The following is a 17,804-nucleotide window of genomic DNA, read 5'->3' as shown; positions in this document are numbered from 1 at the left end:
TGGTCGCACCTCATGACCAGCCGCATCTTTGCCTCCAAAGCTCTCTTCGTCGCCGCTCTCGCCCTCCTCCCCGGCATGCGGCTCGCCCAAGCCCAGCATGTTTCAGCCGACGGCGGCGTTCAGACCTTCAACTACCTCGCCGACCAGTACTTCTCCGACGTCTACTTCCACTTCGGCCCCACCGCCGGCACCTCCGCGGGCCTCCATCAGTACGACGACAAGCTCGAAGACTACTCCGCCGCCAACATCCAGAAACAAATCGCCGCTCTCCACACCTACGAGAAGAAAGTCGAAGCCATCGACCCCTCCGCACTCGACGCCTCCGTAGCCGGCGACCGCGCCATCCTCCTCAACAACATCCGCAGCACCCTCCTCACCCTCGAGGTCATCCGCCCCTGGGAGAAGAATCCCGACAACTACTCCACCGGCATCACCGCCTCCGCCTTCGTCATCATGGAGCGGCCCTACGCCTCCGCCGACACACGCCTCAAATCCCTCATAGCCCGCGAAGACCAGATGCCGCAGGTCCTCCTCGAAGCTCGCAAAAATCTCAAAAACCCTCCGCACATCTACACCGAAATAGCCCTGGAACAACTCGACGGCGACATAAGCTTCTTCCAGAACGACGTCCCCTCCGCATTCACTGACGCCACCGACCCCGACACCAAGTCCGCCTTCGCCAAATCGAACGCCGCTGTCATCGAAGCCCTCAAGTCCTACGAAGCCTGGCTCAAATCCGATCTCCTCCCTCGCTCCAACGGCGACTTCAAGTTCGGCGCCGACACCTTCGCCAAAAAACTCAGCTACGACGAGATGGTAGACATCCCCCTCGATCACCTCCTCGAGATCGCCTACGCCGACCTGCACAAAAACCAGGCCGAGTTCGCCCGCGTCGCGAAAGAAGTCGACCCCACCAAAACCCCGCAACAAGTCCTCGCCGAACTAGCCACCATCCACCCCGCACCCGACAAGCTCCTCAGCACCTTCAACGACACCTTCTCCAGCCTCATCGACTTCATCAACACCCACCACATCATCACCATCCCCTCCAAGGTCGAGCCCACCTTAGAGGAGACCCCGCCCTTCGAGCGCGCCACCACCTCGGCCTCCATGGACCCGCCCGGCCCCTTCGAGACCCACTCCACCAAGGCCTACTTCAACGTCACGCTGCCTGAAAAAACCTGGACTCCCGAACACATCGCCGAACACATGTCCGAGTTCAACGTCGGCACCATCATCTCCACCAGTGTCCACGAGGCCTACCCCGGCCACTACATCCAGTTCCTCTGGACCCCGCAGTTCCCCTCTACCATTCGCAAGATCCTCGGCGCCAGCACCAATATCGAAGGCTGGGCTCACTACACCGAGCAGATGATGCTCGACCAGGGCTACGGCCAACCCGGCACCGGCGCGCAGAACGAGCGCGAAGCCAAACTCATCCGCCTCGGCCAGATTCAGGACGCCCTCCTCCGCGACGCCCGCTTCGTCAACTCCATCAAGCTCCACACCGGCCTGGGCACCCCCGGAGGTCAGTGGACGATCGACCAGGCCGTCAACTTCTTCGTCACCGACGGCTATCAGTCCCACTCCGTCGGCCTCGTCGAAACCAAGCGTGGCACCGCCGACGCCACTTACCTCTACTACACCCTCGGCAAGCTCCAAATCATGAAGCTCCGCGCCGACATGATGAAAAAACAAGGCGCAGCCTTCAACCTCCAGGACTTCCACGACAACTTCATGCGTCAGGGATTCGCCCCCATCAAAATCGTCCGCAAAGCCATGCTCCACGACGACTCCCCCGTCCTGTAATAGGACACTGTACCGCTGTGTGGTACAGTGCCGTACAATGATTACGAGTTGGCGCGAAACCTGGCTCAGGAACTTCTTCGAAAACGATACTCGTTCGAAGAGAATCCCTGCCGACCTCGAAGACAGGCTATTCCGCAAATTGCAGTTGCTCGACGATGCAACCAGCGACGCAGACCTTCGCGTCCCACCCAGCAACCACTTCGAGAAGTTGAAAGGTAAATTGGAGGATTGGCACTCAATCAGGGTCAACAATCAATGGCGGCTGGTATTCCAATGGAGCGGCGGCAAAGCTGCTCAAGTCTACTTAGACAATCATTCTTATCGCTGAACATCATGCTGTCAGTTTGAATCTGGAAGCCGGTATCGGAGAACCTCTATGTTGAACACAAAAAGAAAGCCAGTCACAGTAGGTGAGATGTTGACGGAAGAGTTCATGGAACCGCTCAACATAACTCAGATCGAGTTAGCAGAAAAAGCGGGACTGCCACGGAAACATATCAATGAGCTGTGCCGTAACCGCCGCGCCATCACCGCAGATACTGCCTTGATCCTGGGGCGTGTCTTCGGCAACTCCGCCAACTTCTGGCTGAACACACAGCGCCGGACAGATCTGTGGGAAGCCATGCACACCCCCAAACGTCTATCGCGCATTCAGCGGGCCAAGCCGATAAAAAAATCGTACAAACTCAACCCCGCACTTACGGCATAGTCTCCTTAGCCCAACCGCCCATAAAAGCTGCCCTACTGATTTCAAAGATCCAACTTTCTTCCCGACCCGATCGGGCTATTCCACCATTCCTCCAGCCCTGTTAGCATTTTCAAAGTCAACCTGCATCCAACAAAATTGATGACATCAAACATGACTCCCCAAAAAATCCGCAAAGCCGTCTTCCCTGCCGCAGGGATGGGCACCCGCTTCCTTCCCGCCACCAAAGCCATGCCCAAAGAGATGCTATGTCTCGTCGACAAGCCGCTCATCCAGTATGGCGTCGAAGAGGCCGTAGCCGCCGGCTGCACCGAGATCATCATCGTCACCGGCCGCGGCAAGTCCACCATGGAAGATCACTTCGACTCCAGCCCCGAGCTCGAAGCCTCCCTCGCCGCCAAGAACAAAACCGCCCTCCTCGAAATCGCCCGCTCGGTCTCTAAACTCGCCAAGATCACCTACACCCGCCAGCCCGAACCCCTCGGCCTCGGACACGCCGTCCTCATGGCCAAAGAGCTCGTCGGCAACGAGCCCTTTGCCGTCCTCCTCCCCGACGACCTCGTCGACGCCACCACCCCCTGCATGAAGCAGATGGTCGAAGCGTTCAACGAAACCCAAGCCGCGAACGGAGAGATGTCCAGCATCCTCGGCTCAGAGATCGTCGAAGGCGCGGCCATCCAGAACTACGGCTGCCTCGACTGCACGCCCGACCCCAAAAACCCGCGCTTGCTCGCCGTCAAAAATCTCGTCGAAAAACCCAAACCCGAAGACGCGCCCTCGCAGAATGCGATCATCGGCCGTTACATTCTCACCCCGCGCATCTTCGACATGCTCGAGCACATCACCCCCGGCGCAGGCGGAGAACTCCAGCTCACCGACGGCATCAAGGCCCTCCTCCAGCACGAAAAAGTCTACGGCTTCGTCTACGAAGGCAAGCGTCACGACGCCGGCGACAAACAAGGCTACCTCCGCGCCACCGTAGAGTACGCTCTCAAACACAAAGACCTGGGCCCAGCCTTCCGCACCTGGCTACAGTCCTTCCCCGTTTAGCTACCCGTTTGCTGGCATTGCTGTTTATCTGGCTGTCCTTGGTCATTCCGCAACAACGCGGAGGAATCTGCTGTCGCAGCTGTTAACGCAGCGAGCCGATTCGTCCGTCGCCGCCCCAACGTGCACTTCCATTCCTGCATCTCACAAGCGAGACCATTACCGCAGAATCAACTGGAGAATTCATGTCAGACCAAAAAGCAAGCGCAACACCCACCGCCATCACCCGCGAAAAACTAATCGACCTCCTCAACGAAGATCTCTCCCGCGAATATCAGGCCATCATCGCCTACGTGAACTATTCGCAGGTCCTCAAAGGCGCCCAGTACATGAACATCGCCGACGAGCTCGCGGTCCACGCCACCGAAGAGCTTGCCCACGCCATCGCCTTGGCCAACCACATCGACTATCTCGGCGGCATGCCCTCCGTCACCCCGAAGCCTGTAAAGACCTCAGAAAAGAACGAGGACATGCTCAGCTTTGACCTCGAAAACGAGACCGAGACCATCCGAAACTATCGCCGCCGCATCCGGCAGTGTGACGAGCTCAACGAGTTCGCCATCGGCGAATCTATCCGCGAGATCCTCATGCAAGAGCAGGACCACCTCATCGCCTTAGCCACAGCCCTGGGCGTAGACCCACCCAACCCAGGCATCGCCGACTAGCGCGTTCCCGCAACCAGCCAAAGGTCCTCCTTCCGACCAAAGGGAGGACCAAGCATGTCGACCAAACCAGGACAAGGTATACAAGTCACGAAGTGACCGCACTCCGCGCAGGAGGCCCGTCCGGCAGGACATATCTTTTATCTGTACGAGACCAGGGCGAGCTACTTCCCAATCTTCAAATCAATAAAAAACTGATTCTTGTTATCGAACGAGCTGATCGTCTTCACGGCGCTCTTCTTCCCATTACTCTCCGCCCAGATCTCATAGTCGGTATTCTGCGCCAGCTGCCCAAACCGGTAGCCGCCCTCGTCATCGGAAAAGTAGCTCTTCACCGTCAGGCTATGGTCATCCTTCAGATAAACCACCGCACCCTTCACAATCGCCCCGCCGCTATCCATCACCTTGCCCTGCACAACCCGCTGCACAGGGCCCCGCTGCTCCGCCACCGCATAGACCGACAGCACAGCACCCGCGACAACCACCATCGAACAAAAGGCGAGGATCACTTTACCAGCAGACGAACGGAGCAAGAACCCGGTACGCTTCATAGTTTTCAGTATACGGCTATCCCCATCCAGATCAGCCGTTACTCCTCTTCCTCTTCGTCGGTATGCGTCACATCTTCATCGTCATAACCCGCCTCGTCGACAGCCGCCAGCTCCAGCGGATCCACAGAAACCACCTCGAGATCGACGCCGCACTCATCGCACTGCACCGTCTCTCCCTCTTCCACCTCATCTACGTCAACCACAATCGGGTTATCGCATTCAGGACAAACAACAGCCATGATCGTGCCTCCAGGATCTTTGGGCCCACTCGCCCGTCTATAGGATTACAGGAACATCCCCGGGGACGTCCTTGCTATTTACCCTTGCTATTATTTAGCGGCCCTCCCGCTCCCACGTCAAGCATACGATCTACCCCGTACTTCGGTTTTTTGCACAAGGAGAAATTTCGTGATCGCTCGATCCGCACGCCCAGCCCTCTCTCGCCTCCTCGCAACCTCTGCTCTCGCCTGCACCCTCCTTCACGCGCAACAACCACTCCCCACCGGCAAACCCATCACCCCCGCACCGGCCGACCCCGCCATCGCCGCCGCCCTCGCCCAAGTCTCACCCGACCACATCAAAGCCACCATCACCAAACTCGTCTCCTTCAACAACCGGAGCACTCTCTCCAGCCTGGACACCGACCTCGCCCCCAACACCGGCGTCAACGCCGCAGCCGATTGGATCGAATCCGAGTTCAAATCCATCTCCGCCGCCTGCAGCAACTGCCTCGAAGTCAAACGCGACACCTTCACCGAACCCGCCGGCACCGCGCCCAACGCCCGCATCACCAAACCCACAAAGATCTCAAACGTCTACGCCATCCTCCGCGGCACCGACCCCGCCCAGGCCGCCCGCATGGTCCTTGTCACCGGCCACTACGACTCTCGCAACTCCAAAAACGAAAACACCCACGACCCAGCCCCCGGAGCTAACGACGACGCCAGCGGAGTAGCCGTCTCCCTCGAGTCCGCCCGCGTCCTCTCCAAACTAAAGTTCCCCAGCACCATCGTCTTCGTAGCCGTAGCCGGCGAAGAGCAGGGTCTCAACGGCAGCGCCCACCTCGCCAAACTCGCCCGCGAAGAACACTGGCAGCTAGAAGCCGTCCTCAACAACGACATCGTCGGCGGCGACACCACCCCCGGCAACTCCACACCCCCAAACTTCCAGGACAAGACCACCGTCCGCGTCTTCTCCGAAGGCATCCCCGCCAACGCCACCCCCGAGCAGCTCCGCGCCATCGAATCCCTCGGGGCCGAAGGCGACTCCCCCTCCCGCGAGCTGGCCCGCGCCATCGTCGACGTCTCCTCCACCTACCTCCGCCCCACCTCGCAGCATGCGCCCAACCCCCCAGGCAGCCGCGTCCACAACAACCTCATGCGCATGGTCCCCGCCTTCCACCCTGTCCTCATCTTCCGTCGCGACCGTTTCCTCCGCGGCGGCGACCACACCAGCTTCAACCAGGAGGGCTTTGCCGCCGTCCGCTTCACCGAGTGGACCGAAAACTTCGACCACCAGCACCAGAACGTTCGCACCGAAGACGGCACCCAATACGGTGACCTCCTCCAGTACGTCGACTTCTCCTACGTCGCCAACGTAGCCCGTCTCAACGCCGCCACCCTCGCCACCCTCGCCTCAGCGCCCGGCCAGCCGCAGAACGTCCGCATCCTCACCCCCGCTCTCGACAACAACACGGAGCTCACCTGGCAGCCTCCCGCCGGCGCTCCCGCCAACACCACCTACGAGGTCGTCTTTCGCGAGACTGACCAGCCCGTCTGGACCGACTCCGAATCCGCCGGCTCCGCCCTAAGCCTCAAGTTGGCCATCTCCAAAGACAACGTAGTCTTCGCCGTCCGCTCCGTAGACCCAGCCGGCCACCGCAGCATAGCCGTCCTGCCCACCCCACAGCGAAACCAGCAACTAGCCCCCACAACCAAACCGTCGATAAACCAGTAGCATCCGATTTGCTCTGTGCAATTGATCATTTCCCGGCGCAAGCCGATTAGTCTCGAATTGAAGGCGAGGTTGGATTGTCGATTAGAACTGGCATTAAATGCACTTACCTCTATCACGACAACGACGTGATCGAACTACACATCACTGCCGGCAACAAAAAATTCTCCGGTAGCGCGGATGTTTACGTCGGAAGAGGTCAGTTATTGGAAGCAGCAGCCACACTGCAAGGATTTCCAAACAATTCTAAAGACGCTCGAGAGGTAGTATTTGGAGCCTTTGGATCCAAATACGCTGGGGGAGCAGTGCAATTGCAATTTTATTGCAAGGACTTGGCTGGCCATTCCGTTTTCCGCGCGACCATAGAAGGCGACTACAGAGATCAGGAAGGAACTCAATCTGCGACTGCGATTGTAGATTTCGAGCCTGCGAGCTTAGACAGCTTCCTTGCAGAACTGAGGCTAATCGACGAAAAACTCAGCGGTTCGGCAGAATTAAAAACTGCTGGCAGTTGAAGAAAATCCGCGACTTCATCCCTCGACCACAAGCCTATGATGAAATAAGAAAGCACCCATGCCCCGTTCCGGCCCCATCTCGCTCGCTCTTCCCGCCTTCGAAGGCACCACCCGCAAGCTCATCCTTCTGAACGTCGGCGCCTTCTTCGGCCTGCTTCTCCTCCGCTGGCTCGCCCCGGGACTTCAAGCCGTCCTCCTCGCCCACGTCATCCTCGAGCCCCTCGCCGTCCTCCACGGCGAAATCTGGCAACTCCTCACCTACTCTTTCGTCGAACAGGGCATCCTCGGCATCCTCTTCGGCATGCTCACCCTCTGGTTCACCGGCTCCCTCCTCGAGCCCTCCTTCGGCGGCCGCTGGCTGGCCGAGCTCTACCTCACCTCCGTAATCGGCGGCGCCATCCTCGCCTCCGCCATCTCCTTCACCCACGTTCTCGGCCTGCGCCCCGACATCGTCGCCGCCGGCGCCTGGTCCGGCATCTTCGGCCTCATGGTCGCCATCGCCATGATCTTCGGCGATCAGGAGTTTCTCCTCTGGTTTGTCCTCCGCATCAAGGCCAAGTACATGGTCGCGATCTACATCCTCATCGCCATCGCCATCCTCCTCAAACAGGCCGACAGCTTCAACGCCCTCATCCAGCTCTCCGGCGCTCTCTGCGGCGCGCTCTACGTCAAGTTCGCCCCCCGCCGCGGCCTCGCCTTCGGCCTCTCCGAGCAGTACTTCGGCGTACGCAACCGCTACTACCGCTGGAAGCGTCGCCGCGCCGCCCGCAAGTTCGAGGTCTACATGAAGAAGCAGAACCGCGAGGTCCACTTCGACAAGGACGGCCGCTACGTCGACCCCGACGAACTCCGCAAGAACCCCAACGACAAACGCTGGATGAACTAGCCGGCGCTGGATGAAATGGAGCGCACGGCCCCGCAGGGTTGTCTAGCGGAACCATATTTCATCGCGACCAGCGGGAGCGCCAACCGAAGCGGTATACAAGTCACAAAGTGACCGCCGACTCCGCAAACAGGTCTTCGTTTGTGGGGTGACTAAGCGCAACGGAATCCTTTCGTCCTGCCCCGCATCGAACAGCGCAGAGGACCACGTGCAAACCAGACCCCTAGGCCAGACCAACCTCCAGATCGTCCCCCTCATGCTAGGCGGCAACGTCTTCGGCTGGACCATCGACCAGCCCACCTCCTTCAGCATCCTCGACGCCTTCACCGATCGCGGCTTCAACTTCATCGACACCGCCGATGTCTACTCCCGCTGGGTCGCCGGCCATCGCGGCGGCGAATCCGAAATCATCCTCGGCAACTGGTTCAAGCAATCAGGCAAACGCGACCAGATCGTCCTCGCCACCAAAGTAGGGATGGACATGGGCGACGGCAAATCCGGCCTCAGCAAAAAATACATCCTCGAAGCCGTCGAAGCCTCCCTCCACCGCCTCCAGACCGACCACATCGACCTCTACCAGTCCCACAAGGACGACGAGTCCACGCCCCTCGACGAAACCCTCGAGGCCTACCAGCAGCTCATCCAGCAAGGCAAAGTCCGCCACATCGGCGCCTCCAACTACAAACCCCAACGCCTCACCCTGGCCGTCGAACTCGCCCAGCTCAGCAACCTCCCCGTCTACCAAACCCTCCAGCCCGAGTACAACCTCTACGACCGCCAGGACTACGAACAAAACCTGGCCCCCATCGCGGAAAAATTCCACCTCGGCGTCGTCCCGTACTTCTCCCTCGCCAGCGGCTTCCTCACCGGCAAGTACAAGACCATCGAAGATACCAAAGGGAAGAACCGAGGCTCTCGCGTAGAAAAATACTTCGACGACCGCGGCAAAAAAATCCTAGCAGCCCTCAACGAAGTCGCAGAACAAACCGGAGCGAAGCAAGCCTCCATCGCCCTCGCCTGGCTCCTCGCCCAACCCACCATCACCGCACCCATAGCTAGCGCCACCAGCACCGACCAGCTCGAAAGCCTCTTCGCCGCCGTAGACCTCAAACTCGACCAAGCTGCCCTAAACCAGCTCACCCAAGCCAGCGCCTACTAAATTACTTGTAGTTTCGCAGCGCGCGCTCCTTTCCCTCCCCCAAAAAATCGGGTGCCCCATTCATCGCGCTCTTTGCGATGAGTGGGAAAGTAGAATCCAACCCTGCCAGATCTTGCTGTTGTTCTTGCCATTGCCGTTGCTGTTGTTCTTGCCATTGCCGTTGCTGTTGTTTTTGCCATTGCTGTTGCTGTTAGATTTTCGCCGGGTCCTGCATCCTGCTCACTAAGGTTTGCCTCCTCGCCATTGCCCGCAGCGGTCGGCCCATAAAACCCTGTCAAGAAATCTTGTCAAGCCCCGAAAACCGCCAAACCCAAACCACACAGCAACTTACCCGTGGCGTATTAGTTTCCCTCCATGCCGTAAAATAGAAGCAGAGAACACAAAAGCCCCGAGCCAACAGGCCGGGGCTTCCGTATTTACCACCATCACCCAGCAAAAGGAGCTAAGTCCTTTGCTGCCACATATCTGCACGTAACTCCTTTGCCTGCACGTATTTAGAGGTCTAATCTCCCGCTATCTCCATGCAGCCAAAAGACTTACACGCAGGCAATAAGGGGGGGTACCCCCGGAGGAAACCCATGCAATACACGCTCTGTCGCCATGTCAAGGCCAACGGCACCCGCTGCCAGGCCCCATCGCTCACCGGCCAGACCTGGTGCTACTTCCACTCCCGCCTCCACCAAAGCCACCAGAAGTTCCGCTACACCGGTGCCGCCCGAGGCTACCTTATGGCCGGCCAGCACATCGAGCTCACCACCCTAGAAGACCGCGAGTCCGTCCAGGTCGCTCTCTCCACCGTCATCAACGCCCTCGCCACCGGCAATCTCGACATCCGCCGCGCCACCGCCCTGCTCTACGGTCTGCAGCTCGCCTCCAACAACGCCTCCAGCCTCATCACCAAACCCTACGCAGCCAGAGTCGTTCGCGACGTAGAGTCTAGTCCCGAAGGCCTCGACCTGGCCCAGCCCGGAGCCACCATTGAAATCGACGAAGACTACGATCCCCGAGCCGACCTGGCCCTCGACGATGGAGAAGACGAAGACGATATCGAAGACGAGGAAGACTAGGAAGAAAGGCCGATCTTGGGAACCGGCTTTTAAACCCCTCGTTGCCCGGCTCCAGCGCAGCAAAACCCTTAGGCAGCCAGCGCCAGGGTATGGCTATGGAGGTCTGCGAGCCAGCGGGCAAGGTCGAGCCTTCGGCTGATCAGGTCGCGCGTGGCGATCAGGCTCAGGATGGCGTCCTGCAGGTCGGTGTGGAGCTCCGTGAAGGAGTAGCCGGTGCGAGTGCGGGTAATCGTCTCAAGCTCGTCCAGGCCCAGGCGATAGTCGAAGGAGATCGGAGGAGCCGGAGCATCGACCTCGGCCTCGCCCGCGCTCGTGGTCAGGCTGGCGTCCAGCCGGCAAGCCGCATAACGCGACCCCGGATGCGACAGCAGCAGCGTAATGGCCTGCAGCGTAGCAAACTGGCTGGGATTCAGGTTCTGCGGGATATAAAGGGTGCCGCTGTCGATCAGGCGCTTCAACCAGACGGTCGGCGTAGGGTCAGTGATGACGCGCAAAGGAGTTGCAGTCAGCTGTTCGGCGTTGATGGCCACGATACGGCTCTCCTGTTGTTTCGGGCACTGCATATCAAGACGTCCCTCGCTCCTTATTGGACGCCCGATGAGCGAGGAAAAGACGAAAAATGAACCCGTGGTTCTCCCCCAAAGGTGGGATATCAAAACGTAAGATGCGGCGCGGGATGTGGATAAACGGTCCCCAACTCCGATTCGGGTAAAAATAGAGTTCGGTCGAAGTTTTTTGGAGGCTTTTGATGGCGCTGGAGCCAGGAGATGTCGTGCGGATTCGCGTGGTGAAGTTGCAGCCCGAGGCTCAGCTGCCCAGGTACGCTCACACCGGAGAGTTCGGAGATCTCGCTGCGGATCTTTACGCAGTCGCAGCCGCAACCCTCGACGCCGGAACCACGATGCCGGTAGCAACGGGCGTGGCAATGGAGTTCCCCTCCACCCATGGAGCGCTGGTCGAAGACCGCTCCGGACTCGCCGTAAAAGGAGTCACCACCCTGGCCGGCGTCATCGACCCGGGGTATCGCGGCGAGATCAAGGTCGTAATGACCAACCTGAGCACGAAAGCAGTAGAGATCAACCCTGGAGACAGGATCGCTCAGCTGCGCATCGTGCGCCGGATCGAAGCAGCCTTCGAAGAAGTAAGCGAGCTCGTCGCAGCTCCACGCGGAGCAAACGGCTTCGGCAGCACCGGAAGCTAGATTCCCCGCCGCGGCGTATGCTTTCCGCTACTGGTCTTGGGAATTCAGGAGGACGTTATGAGTGGAGTCGCGCAGTGGCCTGAGCTTGCGTGGAGTGATTGGGCAGACACCGCCGATACCCTGCACATGTGGACCCAGATCGTCGGCAAGACCCGCCTGGCTCTGACTCCACTCCAGAACCACTGGTGGAATGTGCCCCTCTACGTCACCGCCCGCGGACTGGGCACCTCGGCGATGGACTACGAAGACGACGTGCTCGACATCGAGTTCGACTTCGTCGCCCATGAGCTCCATCTCCGCATGAGCTCCGGCGCAAACCAGACAATGAAGCTGAGGCCCCGCAGCGTCGCCGACTTCTATGCAGAGTATCTCGGATGCCTGAAGGAGCTGGGCGTCGCAGTGAAGATCGATCCCATGCCCTGCGAGCTGGCGAAGCCGATCAGGTTCGATCTCGACACCGAGCACGCCTCCTATGATCCGGACTATGCGCATCGCTTCTGGCAGGTGTTAGCCCACGCAGAGAAGGTCTTTCGCGCCTGGGGCACAGCTTTCCTCGGCAAGGTAAGCCCCGTGCACTTCTTCTGGGGGAGCTTCGATCTCGCAGTCACCCGGTTCTCCGGCAGGCCCGCGCCGCCCCGGCCAGGAGCGGACAGCATTCAGCGCGAGGCGTACTCCCACGAGGTCATCTCAGCCGGATTCTGGCCAGGCAACGGTGGCTACGGTACAGCGGCGTTCTACTGCTACGCAGCTCCAGTGCCCGACGGCCTCGCCGATGCGAAGATTCGGCCCGATGGCGCAGGTTGGGATAAAGCGTTGGGAGAGTTTGTCTTCAAATACAACGTAGTACGTGCGCTGGCCTCTCCGGAGAAGGCGGTGATGGACTTTCTGGAGAGCTCCTACAGCGCAGCTGCCGATGTCGCAAGGTGGGATCGCGCCGCGCTCGAGCGGCGTTGAGTGGAAGTGTCTGCCGGACAGGCTCGCTACGCGCGAGGCGATCACTTCGTGATGGGTATACCGCTTCGCTTGGCGCTCCCGTTGGTCGCGAGGAATCATCATTCCGACCAACGGAAGGACCACGCGAAGCTCTAAAAAGGCGTGCGAACGCCCGCCCTCCGCGCAGGAGGGCCGTCCGGCAGGACAGCGTTTTTCCAACGTGCGACAATCTTAAGTAGCGAGCCATGCCAAATCTGCAAGCCCAGCAAGACAAAGCCCCCTCCCCAGCTACCATTACTCCGGCGCTGCTCAAGCAGCACAGTATCACCCCGGACGAGTACACGCGCATCGAAGCAGCCCTCGGACGTACCCCGTCCCTGACTGAGTTAGGGATCTTCTCGGTGATGTGGTCCGAGCACTGCTCCTACAAGTCATCGCGAGTGCATCTCAAGCGGTTGCCCACCAAGGGCGAGCGCAAGACCGGGCCGGGAAGCGTGGTGCAGGGCCCCGGAGAGAACGCCGGAATCATCGATGTAGGCGACGGGTGGGCCTGCGCGTTCAAGATCGAATCGCACAACCATCCCAGCTACATCGAGCCTTATCAGGGTGCAGCCACGGGTGTAGGCGGGATCCTCCGCGACATCTTCACCATGAACGCGCGTCCTTTGGCCGTAATGGATTCGCTGCGCTTTGGACCACTCGATGAGGCTGAGCCGGATGAAGCCCTGCGCCGCAGGAATCACCAGATCGCCACCGGCGTCGTGCATGGCGTCGCAGGCTATGGAAACTGCTTCGGCGTCCCGAACGTTGGCGGGGAGACGCGCTTTGAAGCCTGCTACTCCGGCAATCCACTGCTGAACGCGTTCGCCCTCGGGTTGGTGCGCAGCGATGAGATCTTCTACGCAAAGGCCACCGGCGTTGGCAATCCAGTGATCTACGTCGGCGCCAAGACAGGCCGCGATGGAATCCACGGAGCCACAATGGCGAGCGAAGAGTTCACCGAAGGCTCGGAGCAGAAGCGGCCCAACGTGCAGATGGGCGATCCGTTCCTGGAGAAGCTGCTGCTCGAGGCCTGCCTTGAGGCGATGGCGACCGGCGCAGTCCTCGGGATTCAGGATATGGGCGCTGCTGGTCTAACCTGCTCGACCTGCGAGATGGGTGCTCGTGGCGATCTTGGTTTGACAGTGGAGCTGGATCTGGTCCCGCAGCGTGAGACAGGAATGTCGAGCTACGAGATTATGTTGTCCGAGTCGCAGGAGCGAATGCTACTGGTGGCCGACAGGCCCCGAGCGCAGGAAGTTCTGGATGTCTTCGCCAAGTGGGGTCTCGATGCTTCGATCGTCGGAGTCGTGACCGAGAAGCCGAATATGGTGATCACGCAGCATGGCGAGCTCGTCGCGGATATCCCGAATCGCTCGCTCACCGATGATGCCCCGCTCTACCACCGCCCGGTTGGCGTCTGGAAGGCTCCGGTGCCGCTCGATCCTCCAGCCCACGTGCTGGAAGAGTTGAAGAAGCCAAGTGATTACACAGCGGACTTGAAGAAGCTGCTGGCGAGCGCGAATATCTGCGACAAACGTTGGGTCTTCGAGCAGTACGACTCGATGGTCCAGACCAACACGGTGCAGGGTCCCGGTGGTGAGGCCGGCGTGATCCGGATCAAAGGCACCGGCAAGAGCGCTGGAGCAGCGCGTCATCAAGGATTGCTCGGCAAGTTAGCAGACCTGGTGGCCTCTTCGACCCCCAAGGGCGAGGCAACACTTGCCACCGACAACCAGGATGCAGCGAACCCCGTCGTCGCGCCGGACGCTTCGCACGAGTTCACCGACACCGTAAAGGGCGATCGCGGATTGGCGATGGCGCTCGCGGGCAACGGACGCTGGACCTATCTCGACCCGAAGCTGGGCGCGATGCATGCAGTCGCCGAAGCTGCCCGAAAGGTCGCCTGCACGGGCGCGATGCCGGTGTCGGCTACCAACTGCCTGAACTTTGGCAATCCGGAGAAGCCTGAGATTATGGCGCAGCTCTCACAGGCGATCGATGGGATTGCCGAGGCTTGCATCGCTCTGGGAACTCCGGTTACAGGTGGCAATGTCTCGCTCTACAACGAGACCAAAGGTGAGGGAATCTATCCGACGCCGGTCTTGGGAATCGTTGGCATCATCGACGATGTGACAAAAGCTGTACCCTCCGCTTTTCGCAAAGCGGGAGACGCGATCCTGTTCCTCTCGGCGTTTCAAGGTGAAGGACGGAAAATCGAGAGGGAGTTTGGATCGACCGAGTATGCGAAGACCGTGATGCACGAGCTTTGGGGCGCTCCACCTTTGTTGAACCTGACGGAAGAGGCTGCCTTGCATAAGGCTCTTGCAGCCCTCTCGGCGAAGGGCCTGCTGGCTTCGGCAACTGACATCTCGGATGGCGGCTCGGCAGTTGCGTTGGCGAAGGCGTGCTTCCCTCGCGAGTTGGGTCTACGCGTATCGATGAACGTCTCTGAGACCGAGCCGTTTGCGTTGAAGGAGCGGTTCTTCAGCGAGATTAGCTCTTCGGTGATAGTTTCCGCAGATCCAGAACGGGTAGAAGCGATTCGGGCCGAGTTGGCTGCGCATCCAAAGATGTGGATGGCTCCGCTGGGAGAGGTCACCGCAGGCAACTACGAGTGTGTAATCAATGGGAAGAAAGTGATTGATGAACCAATCGCCGCACTGAAGGGATCGTGGACAGGCGCTCTGGAAGAACAGTTGGCCGCAGAGGTGGTGACGGCATGAGCGATCTTCTGGTTCAGGATGAGTTTGTGGTAGAACGAGAAGTCGCAACATTGCTGCGGAATGACGATCAAAAGAAGCTGGCAACGGAAGAAGTAGATCTAGACGAAGAAGACGAGACCCCGTTCGACAAACTACGCGAAGAGTGTGGCGTGATGGCCATCTATAACCATCACGATGCGGCGCGGATGACCTACTGGGGACTGTATTCTTTGCAGCATCGTGGGCAGGAGTCGGCGGGCATTGCCACCGCGGATGGGCAGCAGGTTAACGACATCAAAGGCATGGGGCTGGTGTCGGAGATCTTTACCGATGATGTGCTGGCGAGGCTGCCGGGCCACATTGCGATTGGACATACGCGTTATTCGACGACGGGTGACTCGGCGCTGCTGAACGCGCAGCCGATCTCGGTGGAGAGCACGAAGGGTTTGATTGCGATTGCTCACAATGGCAACCTGATCAACCTGGGAACGGCGAAGGAGAGGCTGGAACGCGATGGCGCGATCTTCCAGACCACGTCGGACTCCGAGATCATCATTCAGTTGATTGCGCACTCCACGAAAAACACGCTGATTGACTGCATGGCTGAGGCCCTGACACAGGTGCAGGGCGCATTTTCCATTGTGATGATGACGCGAAACCGCATCTTTGCCGCGAGAGATCCGCATGGGTTTCGTCCGCTGGCCATGGGCCGGATTGAAGGCAAGGACGGAGCCCCGGATACGTTTGTCTTCGCAAGTGAGACGTGCGCGTTCGACCTGCTGCATGCGAAGTACGAGCGCGACGTGAAGCCCGGTGAGTTGGTAATGGTGTCCGAAGATGGCGTGACCAGCCGCTACTTCAACACGACGACCCCGCAGGCGAGTTGCGTATTCGAGCATGTTTACTTTGCGCGCCCCGACTCGAAGATCTACGGGCGGTGGGTGCAGCAGTCGCGCGAAGAGATGGGACGCCAGCTGGCTCGAGAATCGGGTGTGCCGGCGGATTTGATTGTGCCGGTGCCGGACTCGGGCGTGACGGCGGCGATTGGGTACGCGGCAGAGTCGGGGATACCGTTTAACTTTGGTCTGATTCGAAATCACTATGTGGGACGAACGTTTATTCAGCCCGAGCAGAGGGTGCGGGACTTTGGCGTGAGGATGAAGCTTAATCCAATGCGAAACCTGCTGGAAGGCAAACGCGTTGTATTGATCGACGACTCGATCATTCGCGGCACGACGTCGAGGAAGATTGTGAGGATGGTGCGGGCGGCCGGGGCGACGGAGGTGCATCTGCGAATCTCTTGTCCGCCGACGATCTCGCCTTGTTTTTATGGGGTAGATACACCTTCGAAGAAGGACTTGATCGCGGCGAATAAGTCGATCGCTGAGATCTGCGCGTTTGTGGAGGCGGATTCGCTGGCGTATTTGAGCCTGGTGGGGCTGACGCACGCTTGTACGAAGGGGGAGCAGGTGGATGGGCTGTCTCCTGGGAGCTTCTGTACGGCCTGTTATACCGGGGACTACCCAACACAATGGGTGGACGTGTCGGAGATTCTGCCCGCAGTGACGACCGCGTAAAGTTGGCGGCGTAGGATGATTGGACAGACAGCGGGTAGGTCTGTTCCATGAAAGGATGACTGTAATCATTAAATGATAATAGGATATCAATAGTATTTGAGTGCACTGACTCGACTTTGCTTTTCGAAAGAGTTTCTCTGATGACCTCCTCGTTGCGTGCTTCAGCCTTTTCTGCGGATAGCCTTGGTACATGGGCTTCTGCTCTCTGTGTAGTGCACTGTGCTATAACTCCGGTTTTGATCTCGATGTCCGTGGTGATGGCTCGCTTCATTCCGGGAGAAGAAAGGACGCATCGTACGCTGGCGGTCGGGGTGGCCGCGCTGGGCGTGATGGCGCTGGTGAAGGGGTTTCGGACGCATGGACGCAGACGCATCCTCGGAATGATGGCGCTGGGGTTGGGTTTTATCTTCGCCGGGGCATTCTTTGGCGGGAACCTACCTTCGCATGGGTGTGAGGTGGCAGTAACGATGACCGGGAGCACGTTGATGATTTGCGCTCATCGAATGAATCACACGTTTTGCAGAGCGTGCATGCGGTGTTCGCACTCGGCCGAGGGAGTCTGTTGACGCTCTCGAACTGTCCTTTGTGCCTTGACTGTCTGGAGGTAGGCGAAGTTCTCCTTGAGGCTGTTGAGGATCGGGGGGGCGGTTTCGTCCTGATCGAGGCAGGCATAGCGGATGCCCTGCTTGTGGGCCTGGGCGAAGATGGCTGGCCAGTTCAGCGTCCCCTTGCCTAGCTTGGTGATGTGCTTGGCGGTGGGTCTATGACGAAGCCGGTGGGGCGTTGGCGATGCGGCCTTTGAGGTGGAGAAGACGGACGCGGTTGACGTAGCGGGCCAGCACGGTGAGCGGATCCTGGCCGGCCTGGGCGAGCCAGTACATGTCGAGCTCGAGTTTCACTAACGCATGATCGGCGTGCTTCATGAGTTTGGCGAACCTTGACGAGAGGGCTTGCGGAGCGAACTCCTAACGGTGGTTGAGAAAGGCGAACTGCATGC

General features: G+C 59.4%; 20 protein-coding genes. 15 read left to right on the top strand and 5 right to left on the bottom strand.

The window, feature by feature from the left end:
* Positions 1 to 12 precede the first annotated feature (12 nt).
* From RBB75_RS09485 to RBB75_RS09465, 5 genes are all read left to right on the top strand, one after another.
* On the top strand, positions 13 to 1,809 hold the full coding sequence (locus RBB75_RS09485) for a DUF885 domain-containing protein (protein ID WP_353070284.1): 1,797 nt from the start codon (positions 13 to 15) through the stop codon (positions 1,807 to 1,809).
* A gap of 37 nt (positions 1,810 to 1,846) precedes the next feature.
* The gene (locus tag RBB75_RS09480) at positions 1,847 to 2,137 is read left to right on the top strand and encodes a type II toxin-antitoxin system RelE/ParE family toxin (protein ID WP_179640562.1); all 291 of its coding nucleotides are present in this window, start codon (positions 1,847 to 1,849) and stop codon (positions 2,135 to 2,137) included.
* Between the two features lie 48 nt (positions 2,138 to 2,185).
* Positions 2,186 to 2,518 carry a HigA family addiction module antitoxin gene (locus RBB75_RS09475; RefSeq protein ID WP_353070283.1) on the top strand — a complete coding sequence of 111 codons (333 nt, stop codon included), beginning with the start codon at positions 2,186 to 2,188 and terminating at the stop codon, positions 2,516 to 2,518.
* A gap of 150 nt (positions 2,519 to 2,668) precedes the next feature.
* The gene (gene galU / locus RBB75_RS09470; RefSeq protein ID WP_353070282.1) at positions 2,669 to 3,565 is read left to right on the top strand and encodes a UTP--glucose-1-phosphate uridylyltransferase GalU; all 897 of its coding nucleotides are present in this window, start codon (positions 2,669 to 2,671) and stop codon (positions 3,563 to 3,565) included.
* 182 nt (positions 3,566 to 3,747) lie between these two features.
* Positions 3,748 to 4,227 (top strand): ferritin-like domain-containing protein, encoded by a 480-nt coding sequence (locus RBB75_RS09465; RefSeq protein ID WP_353070281.1) that lies wholly within the window; start codon positions 3,748 to 3,750, stop codon positions 4,225 to 4,227.
* Between the two features lie 161 nt (positions 4,228 to 4,388).
* Here RBB75_RS09465 and RBB75_RS09460 read toward each other — a convergent pair whose 3' ends face one another.
* On the bottom strand, positions 4,389 to 4,775 hold the full coding sequence (locus tag RBB75_RS09460; RefSeq protein ID WP_179640558.1) for a carboxypeptidase-like regulatory domain-containing protein: 387 nt from the start codon (positions 4,773 to 4,775) through the stop codon (positions 4,389 to 4,391).
* A 38-nt stretch (positions 4,776 to 4,813) separates the two neighbouring features.
* Positions 4,814 to 5,014, bottom strand: a complete 201-nt coding sequence (locus RBB75_RS09455; RefSeq protein WP_179640557.1) for a hypothetical protein — start codon at positions 5,012 to 5,014, stop codon at positions 4,814 to 4,816.
* A 169-nt stretch (positions 5,015 to 5,183) separates the two neighbouring features.
* Between RBB75_RS09455 and RBB75_RS09450 the strand changes: the two genes are divergently transcribed.
* The 4 genes from RBB75_RS09450 (at position 5,184) to RBB75_RS09435 (ending at position 9,285) form a co-directional block, all read left to right on the top strand.
* Positions 5,184 to 6,731: a M20/M25/M40 family metallo-hydrolase gene (locus RBB75_RS09450; protein WP_353070280.1), complete on the top strand. Its 1,548-nt coding sequence runs from the start codon at positions 5,184 to 5,186 to the stop codon at positions 6,729 to 6,731.
* Between the two features lie 74 nt (positions 6,732 to 6,805).
* Positions 6,806 to 7,243 carry a hypothetical protein gene (locus RBB75_RS09445; RefSeq protein ID WP_353070279.1) on the top strand — a complete coding sequence of 146 codons (438 nt, stop codon included), beginning with the start codon at positions 6,806 to 6,808 and terminating at the stop codon, positions 7,241 to 7,243.
* 58 nt (positions 7,244 to 7,301) lie between these two features.
* Complete coding sequence (locus RBB75_RS09440; RefSeq protein WP_353070278.1) at positions 7,302 to 8,129, top strand: rhomboid family intramembrane serine protease; 828 nt, start codon at positions 7,302 to 7,304, stop codon at positions 8,127 to 8,129.
* 205 nt (positions 8,130 to 8,334) lie between these two features.
* Positions 8,335 to 9,285, top strand: coding sequence for an aldo/keto reductase (locus RBB75_RS09435; protein WP_179640554.1), 951 nt, complete (start codon positions 8,335 to 8,337; stop codon positions 9,283 to 9,285).
* Here RBB75_RS09435 and RBB75_RS09430 read toward each other — a convergent pair.
* On the bottom strand, positions 9,282 to 9,563 hold the full coding sequence (locus RBB75_RS09430; RefSeq protein WP_179640553.1) for a hypothetical protein: 282 nt from the start codon (positions 9,561 to 9,563) through the stop codon (positions 9,282 to 9,284). The genes RBB75_RS09435 and RBB75_RS09430 overlap by 4 nt on opposite strands.
* Before the next feature lie 300 nt (positions 9,564 to 9,863).
* Here RBB75_RS09430 and RBB75_RS09425 point away from each other — a divergent pair, with 300 nt between their 5' ends.
* A complete protein-coding gene (locus RBB75_RS09425) occupies positions 9,864 to 10,352 on the top strand; it encodes a hypothetical protein (protein ID WP_353070277.1) in 489 nt (162 codons plus the stop codon).
* Positions 10,353 to 10,420: 68 nt separating this feature from the next.
* Here the strand turns inward: RBB75_RS09425 and RBB75_RS09420 are convergent, their stop codons facing one another.
* A complete protein-coding gene (locus tag RBB75_RS09420; RefSeq protein ID WP_353070276.1) occupies positions 10,421 to 10,915 on the bottom strand; it encodes a hypothetical protein in 495 nt (164 codons plus the stop codon).
* A 185-nt stretch (positions 10,916 to 11,100) separates the two neighbouring features.
* Between RBB75_RS09420 and dut the strand changes: the two genes are divergently transcribed.
* From dut to RBB75_RS09395, 5 genes are all read left to right on the top strand, one after another.
* The gene (gene dut / locus RBB75_RS09415; protein WP_179640550.1) at positions 11,101 to 11,553 is read left to right on the top strand and encodes a dUTP diphosphatase; all 453 of its coding nucleotides are present in this window, start codon (positions 11,101 to 11,103) and stop codon (positions 11,551 to 11,553) included.
* A gap of 57 nt (positions 11,554 to 11,610) precedes the next feature.
* On the top strand, positions 11,611 to 12,507 hold the full coding sequence (locus RBB75_RS09410; protein WP_179640549.1) for a DUF5996 family protein: 897 nt from the start codon (positions 11,611 to 11,613) through the stop codon (positions 12,505 to 12,507).
* A gap of 224 nt (positions 12,508 to 12,731) precedes the next feature.
* Positions 12,732 to 15,251, top strand: coding sequence for a phosphoribosylformylglycinamidine synthase subunit PurL (gene purL / locus RBB75_RS09405; protein WP_353070275.1), 2,520 nt, complete (start codon positions 12,732 to 12,734; stop codon positions 15,249 to 15,251).
* Between the two features lie 152 nt (positions 15,252 to 15,403).
* Positions 15,404 to 16,807 carry an amidophosphoribosyltransferase gene (gene purF, locus RBB75_RS09400; RefSeq protein ID WP_257031328.1) on the top strand — a complete coding sequence of 468 codons (1,404 nt, stop codon included), beginning with the start codon at positions 15,404 to 15,406 and terminating at the stop codon, positions 16,805 to 16,807.
* A 140-nt stretch (positions 16,808 to 16,947) separates the two neighbouring features.
* On the top strand, positions 16,948 to 17,373 hold the full coding sequence (locus RBB75_RS09395; RefSeq protein WP_353070274.1) for a MerC domain-containing protein: 426 nt from the start codon (positions 16,948 to 16,950) through the stop codon (positions 17,371 to 17,373).
* Between the two features lie 195 nt (positions 17,374 to 17,568).
* On the opposite strand, the gene RBB75_RS09390 is transcribed toward RBB75_RS09395, so the two are convergent.
* Positions 17,569 to 17,730, bottom strand: coding sequence for a hypothetical protein (locus RBB75_RS09390; RefSeq protein ID WP_353070273.1), 162 nt, complete (start codon positions 17,728 to 17,730; stop codon positions 17,569 to 17,571).
* Between the last annotated feature and the right edge of the window lie 74 nt (positions 17,731 to 17,804).

This window comes from Tunturibacter empetritectus (genome assembly GCF_040358985.1).
Taxonomy (GTDB): Bacteria; Acidobacteriota; Terriglobia; order Terriglobales; family Acidobacteriaceae; genus Edaphobacter; species Edaphobacter empetritectus.
This window is presented reverse-complemented; position numbering and strand designations above follow the sequence as displayed.

Bases quoted from the DNA above. Each gene is read 5' to 3' on its own strand.
- RBB75_RS09485 (WP_353070284.1), top strand. From the start codon at position 13: ATGACCAGCCGCATCTTTGCCTCCAAAGCTCTCTTCGTCGCCGCTCTC.
- RBB75_RS09480 (WP_179640562.1), top strand. From the start codon at position 1,847: ATGATTACGAGTTGGCGCGAAACCTGGCTCAGGAACTTCTTCGAAAAC.
- RBB75_RS09475 (WP_353070283.1), top strand. From the start codon at position 2,186: ATGTTGAACACAAAAAGAAAGCCAGTCACAGTAGGTGAGATGTTGACG.
- galU (WP_353070282.1), top strand. From the start codon at position 2,669: ATGACTCCCCAAAAAATCCGCAAAGCCGTCTTCCCTGCCGCAGGGATG.
- RBB75_RS09465 (WP_353070281.1), top strand. From the start codon at position 3,748: ATGTCAGACCAAAAAGCAAGCGCAACACCCACCGCCATCACCCGCGAA.
- RBB75_RS09460 (WP_179640558.1), bottom strand. From the start codon at position 4,775: ATGAAGCGTACCGGGTTCTTGCTCCGTTCGTCTGCTGGTAAAGTGATC.
- RBB75_RS09455 (WP_179640557.1), bottom strand. From the start codon at position 5,014: ATGGCTGTTGTTTGTCCTGAATGCGATAACCCGATTGTGGTTGACGTA.
- RBB75_RS09440 (WP_353070278.1), top strand. From the start codon at position 7,302: ATGCCCCGTTCCGGCCCCATCTCGCTCGCTCTTCCCGCCTTCGAAGGC.
- RBB75_RS09425 (WP_353070277.1), top strand. From the start codon at position 9,864: ATGCAATACACGCTCTGTCGCCATGTCAAGGCCAACGGCACCCGCTGC.
- RBB75_RS09420 (WP_353070276.1), bottom strand. From the start codon at position 10,915: ATGCAGTGCCCGAAACAACAGGAGAGCCGTATCGTGGCCATCAACGCC.
- dut (WP_179640550.1), top strand. From the start codon at position 11,101: ATGGCGCTGGAGCCAGGAGATGTCGTGCGGATTCGCGTGGTGAAGTTG.
- RBB75_RS09410 (WP_179640549.1), top strand. From the start codon at position 11,611: ATGAGTGGAGTCGCGCAGTGGCCTGAGCTTGCGTGGAGTGATTGGGCA.
- purL (WP_353070275.1), top strand. From the start codon at position 12,732: ATGCCAAATCTGCAAGCCCAGCAAGACAAAGCCCCCTCCCCAGCTACC.
- purF (WP_257031328.1), top strand. From the start codon at position 15,404: ATGGCCATCTATAACCATCACGATGCGGCGCGGATGACCTACTGGGGA.
- RBB75_RS09395 (WP_353070274.1), top strand. From the start codon at position 16,948: ATGACCTCCTCGTTGCGTGCTTCAGCCTTTTCTGCGGATAGCCTTGGT.
- RBB75_RS09390 (WP_353070273.1), bottom strand. From the start codon at position 17,730: ATGAAGCACGCCGATCATGCGTTAGTGAAACTCGAGCTCGACATGTAC.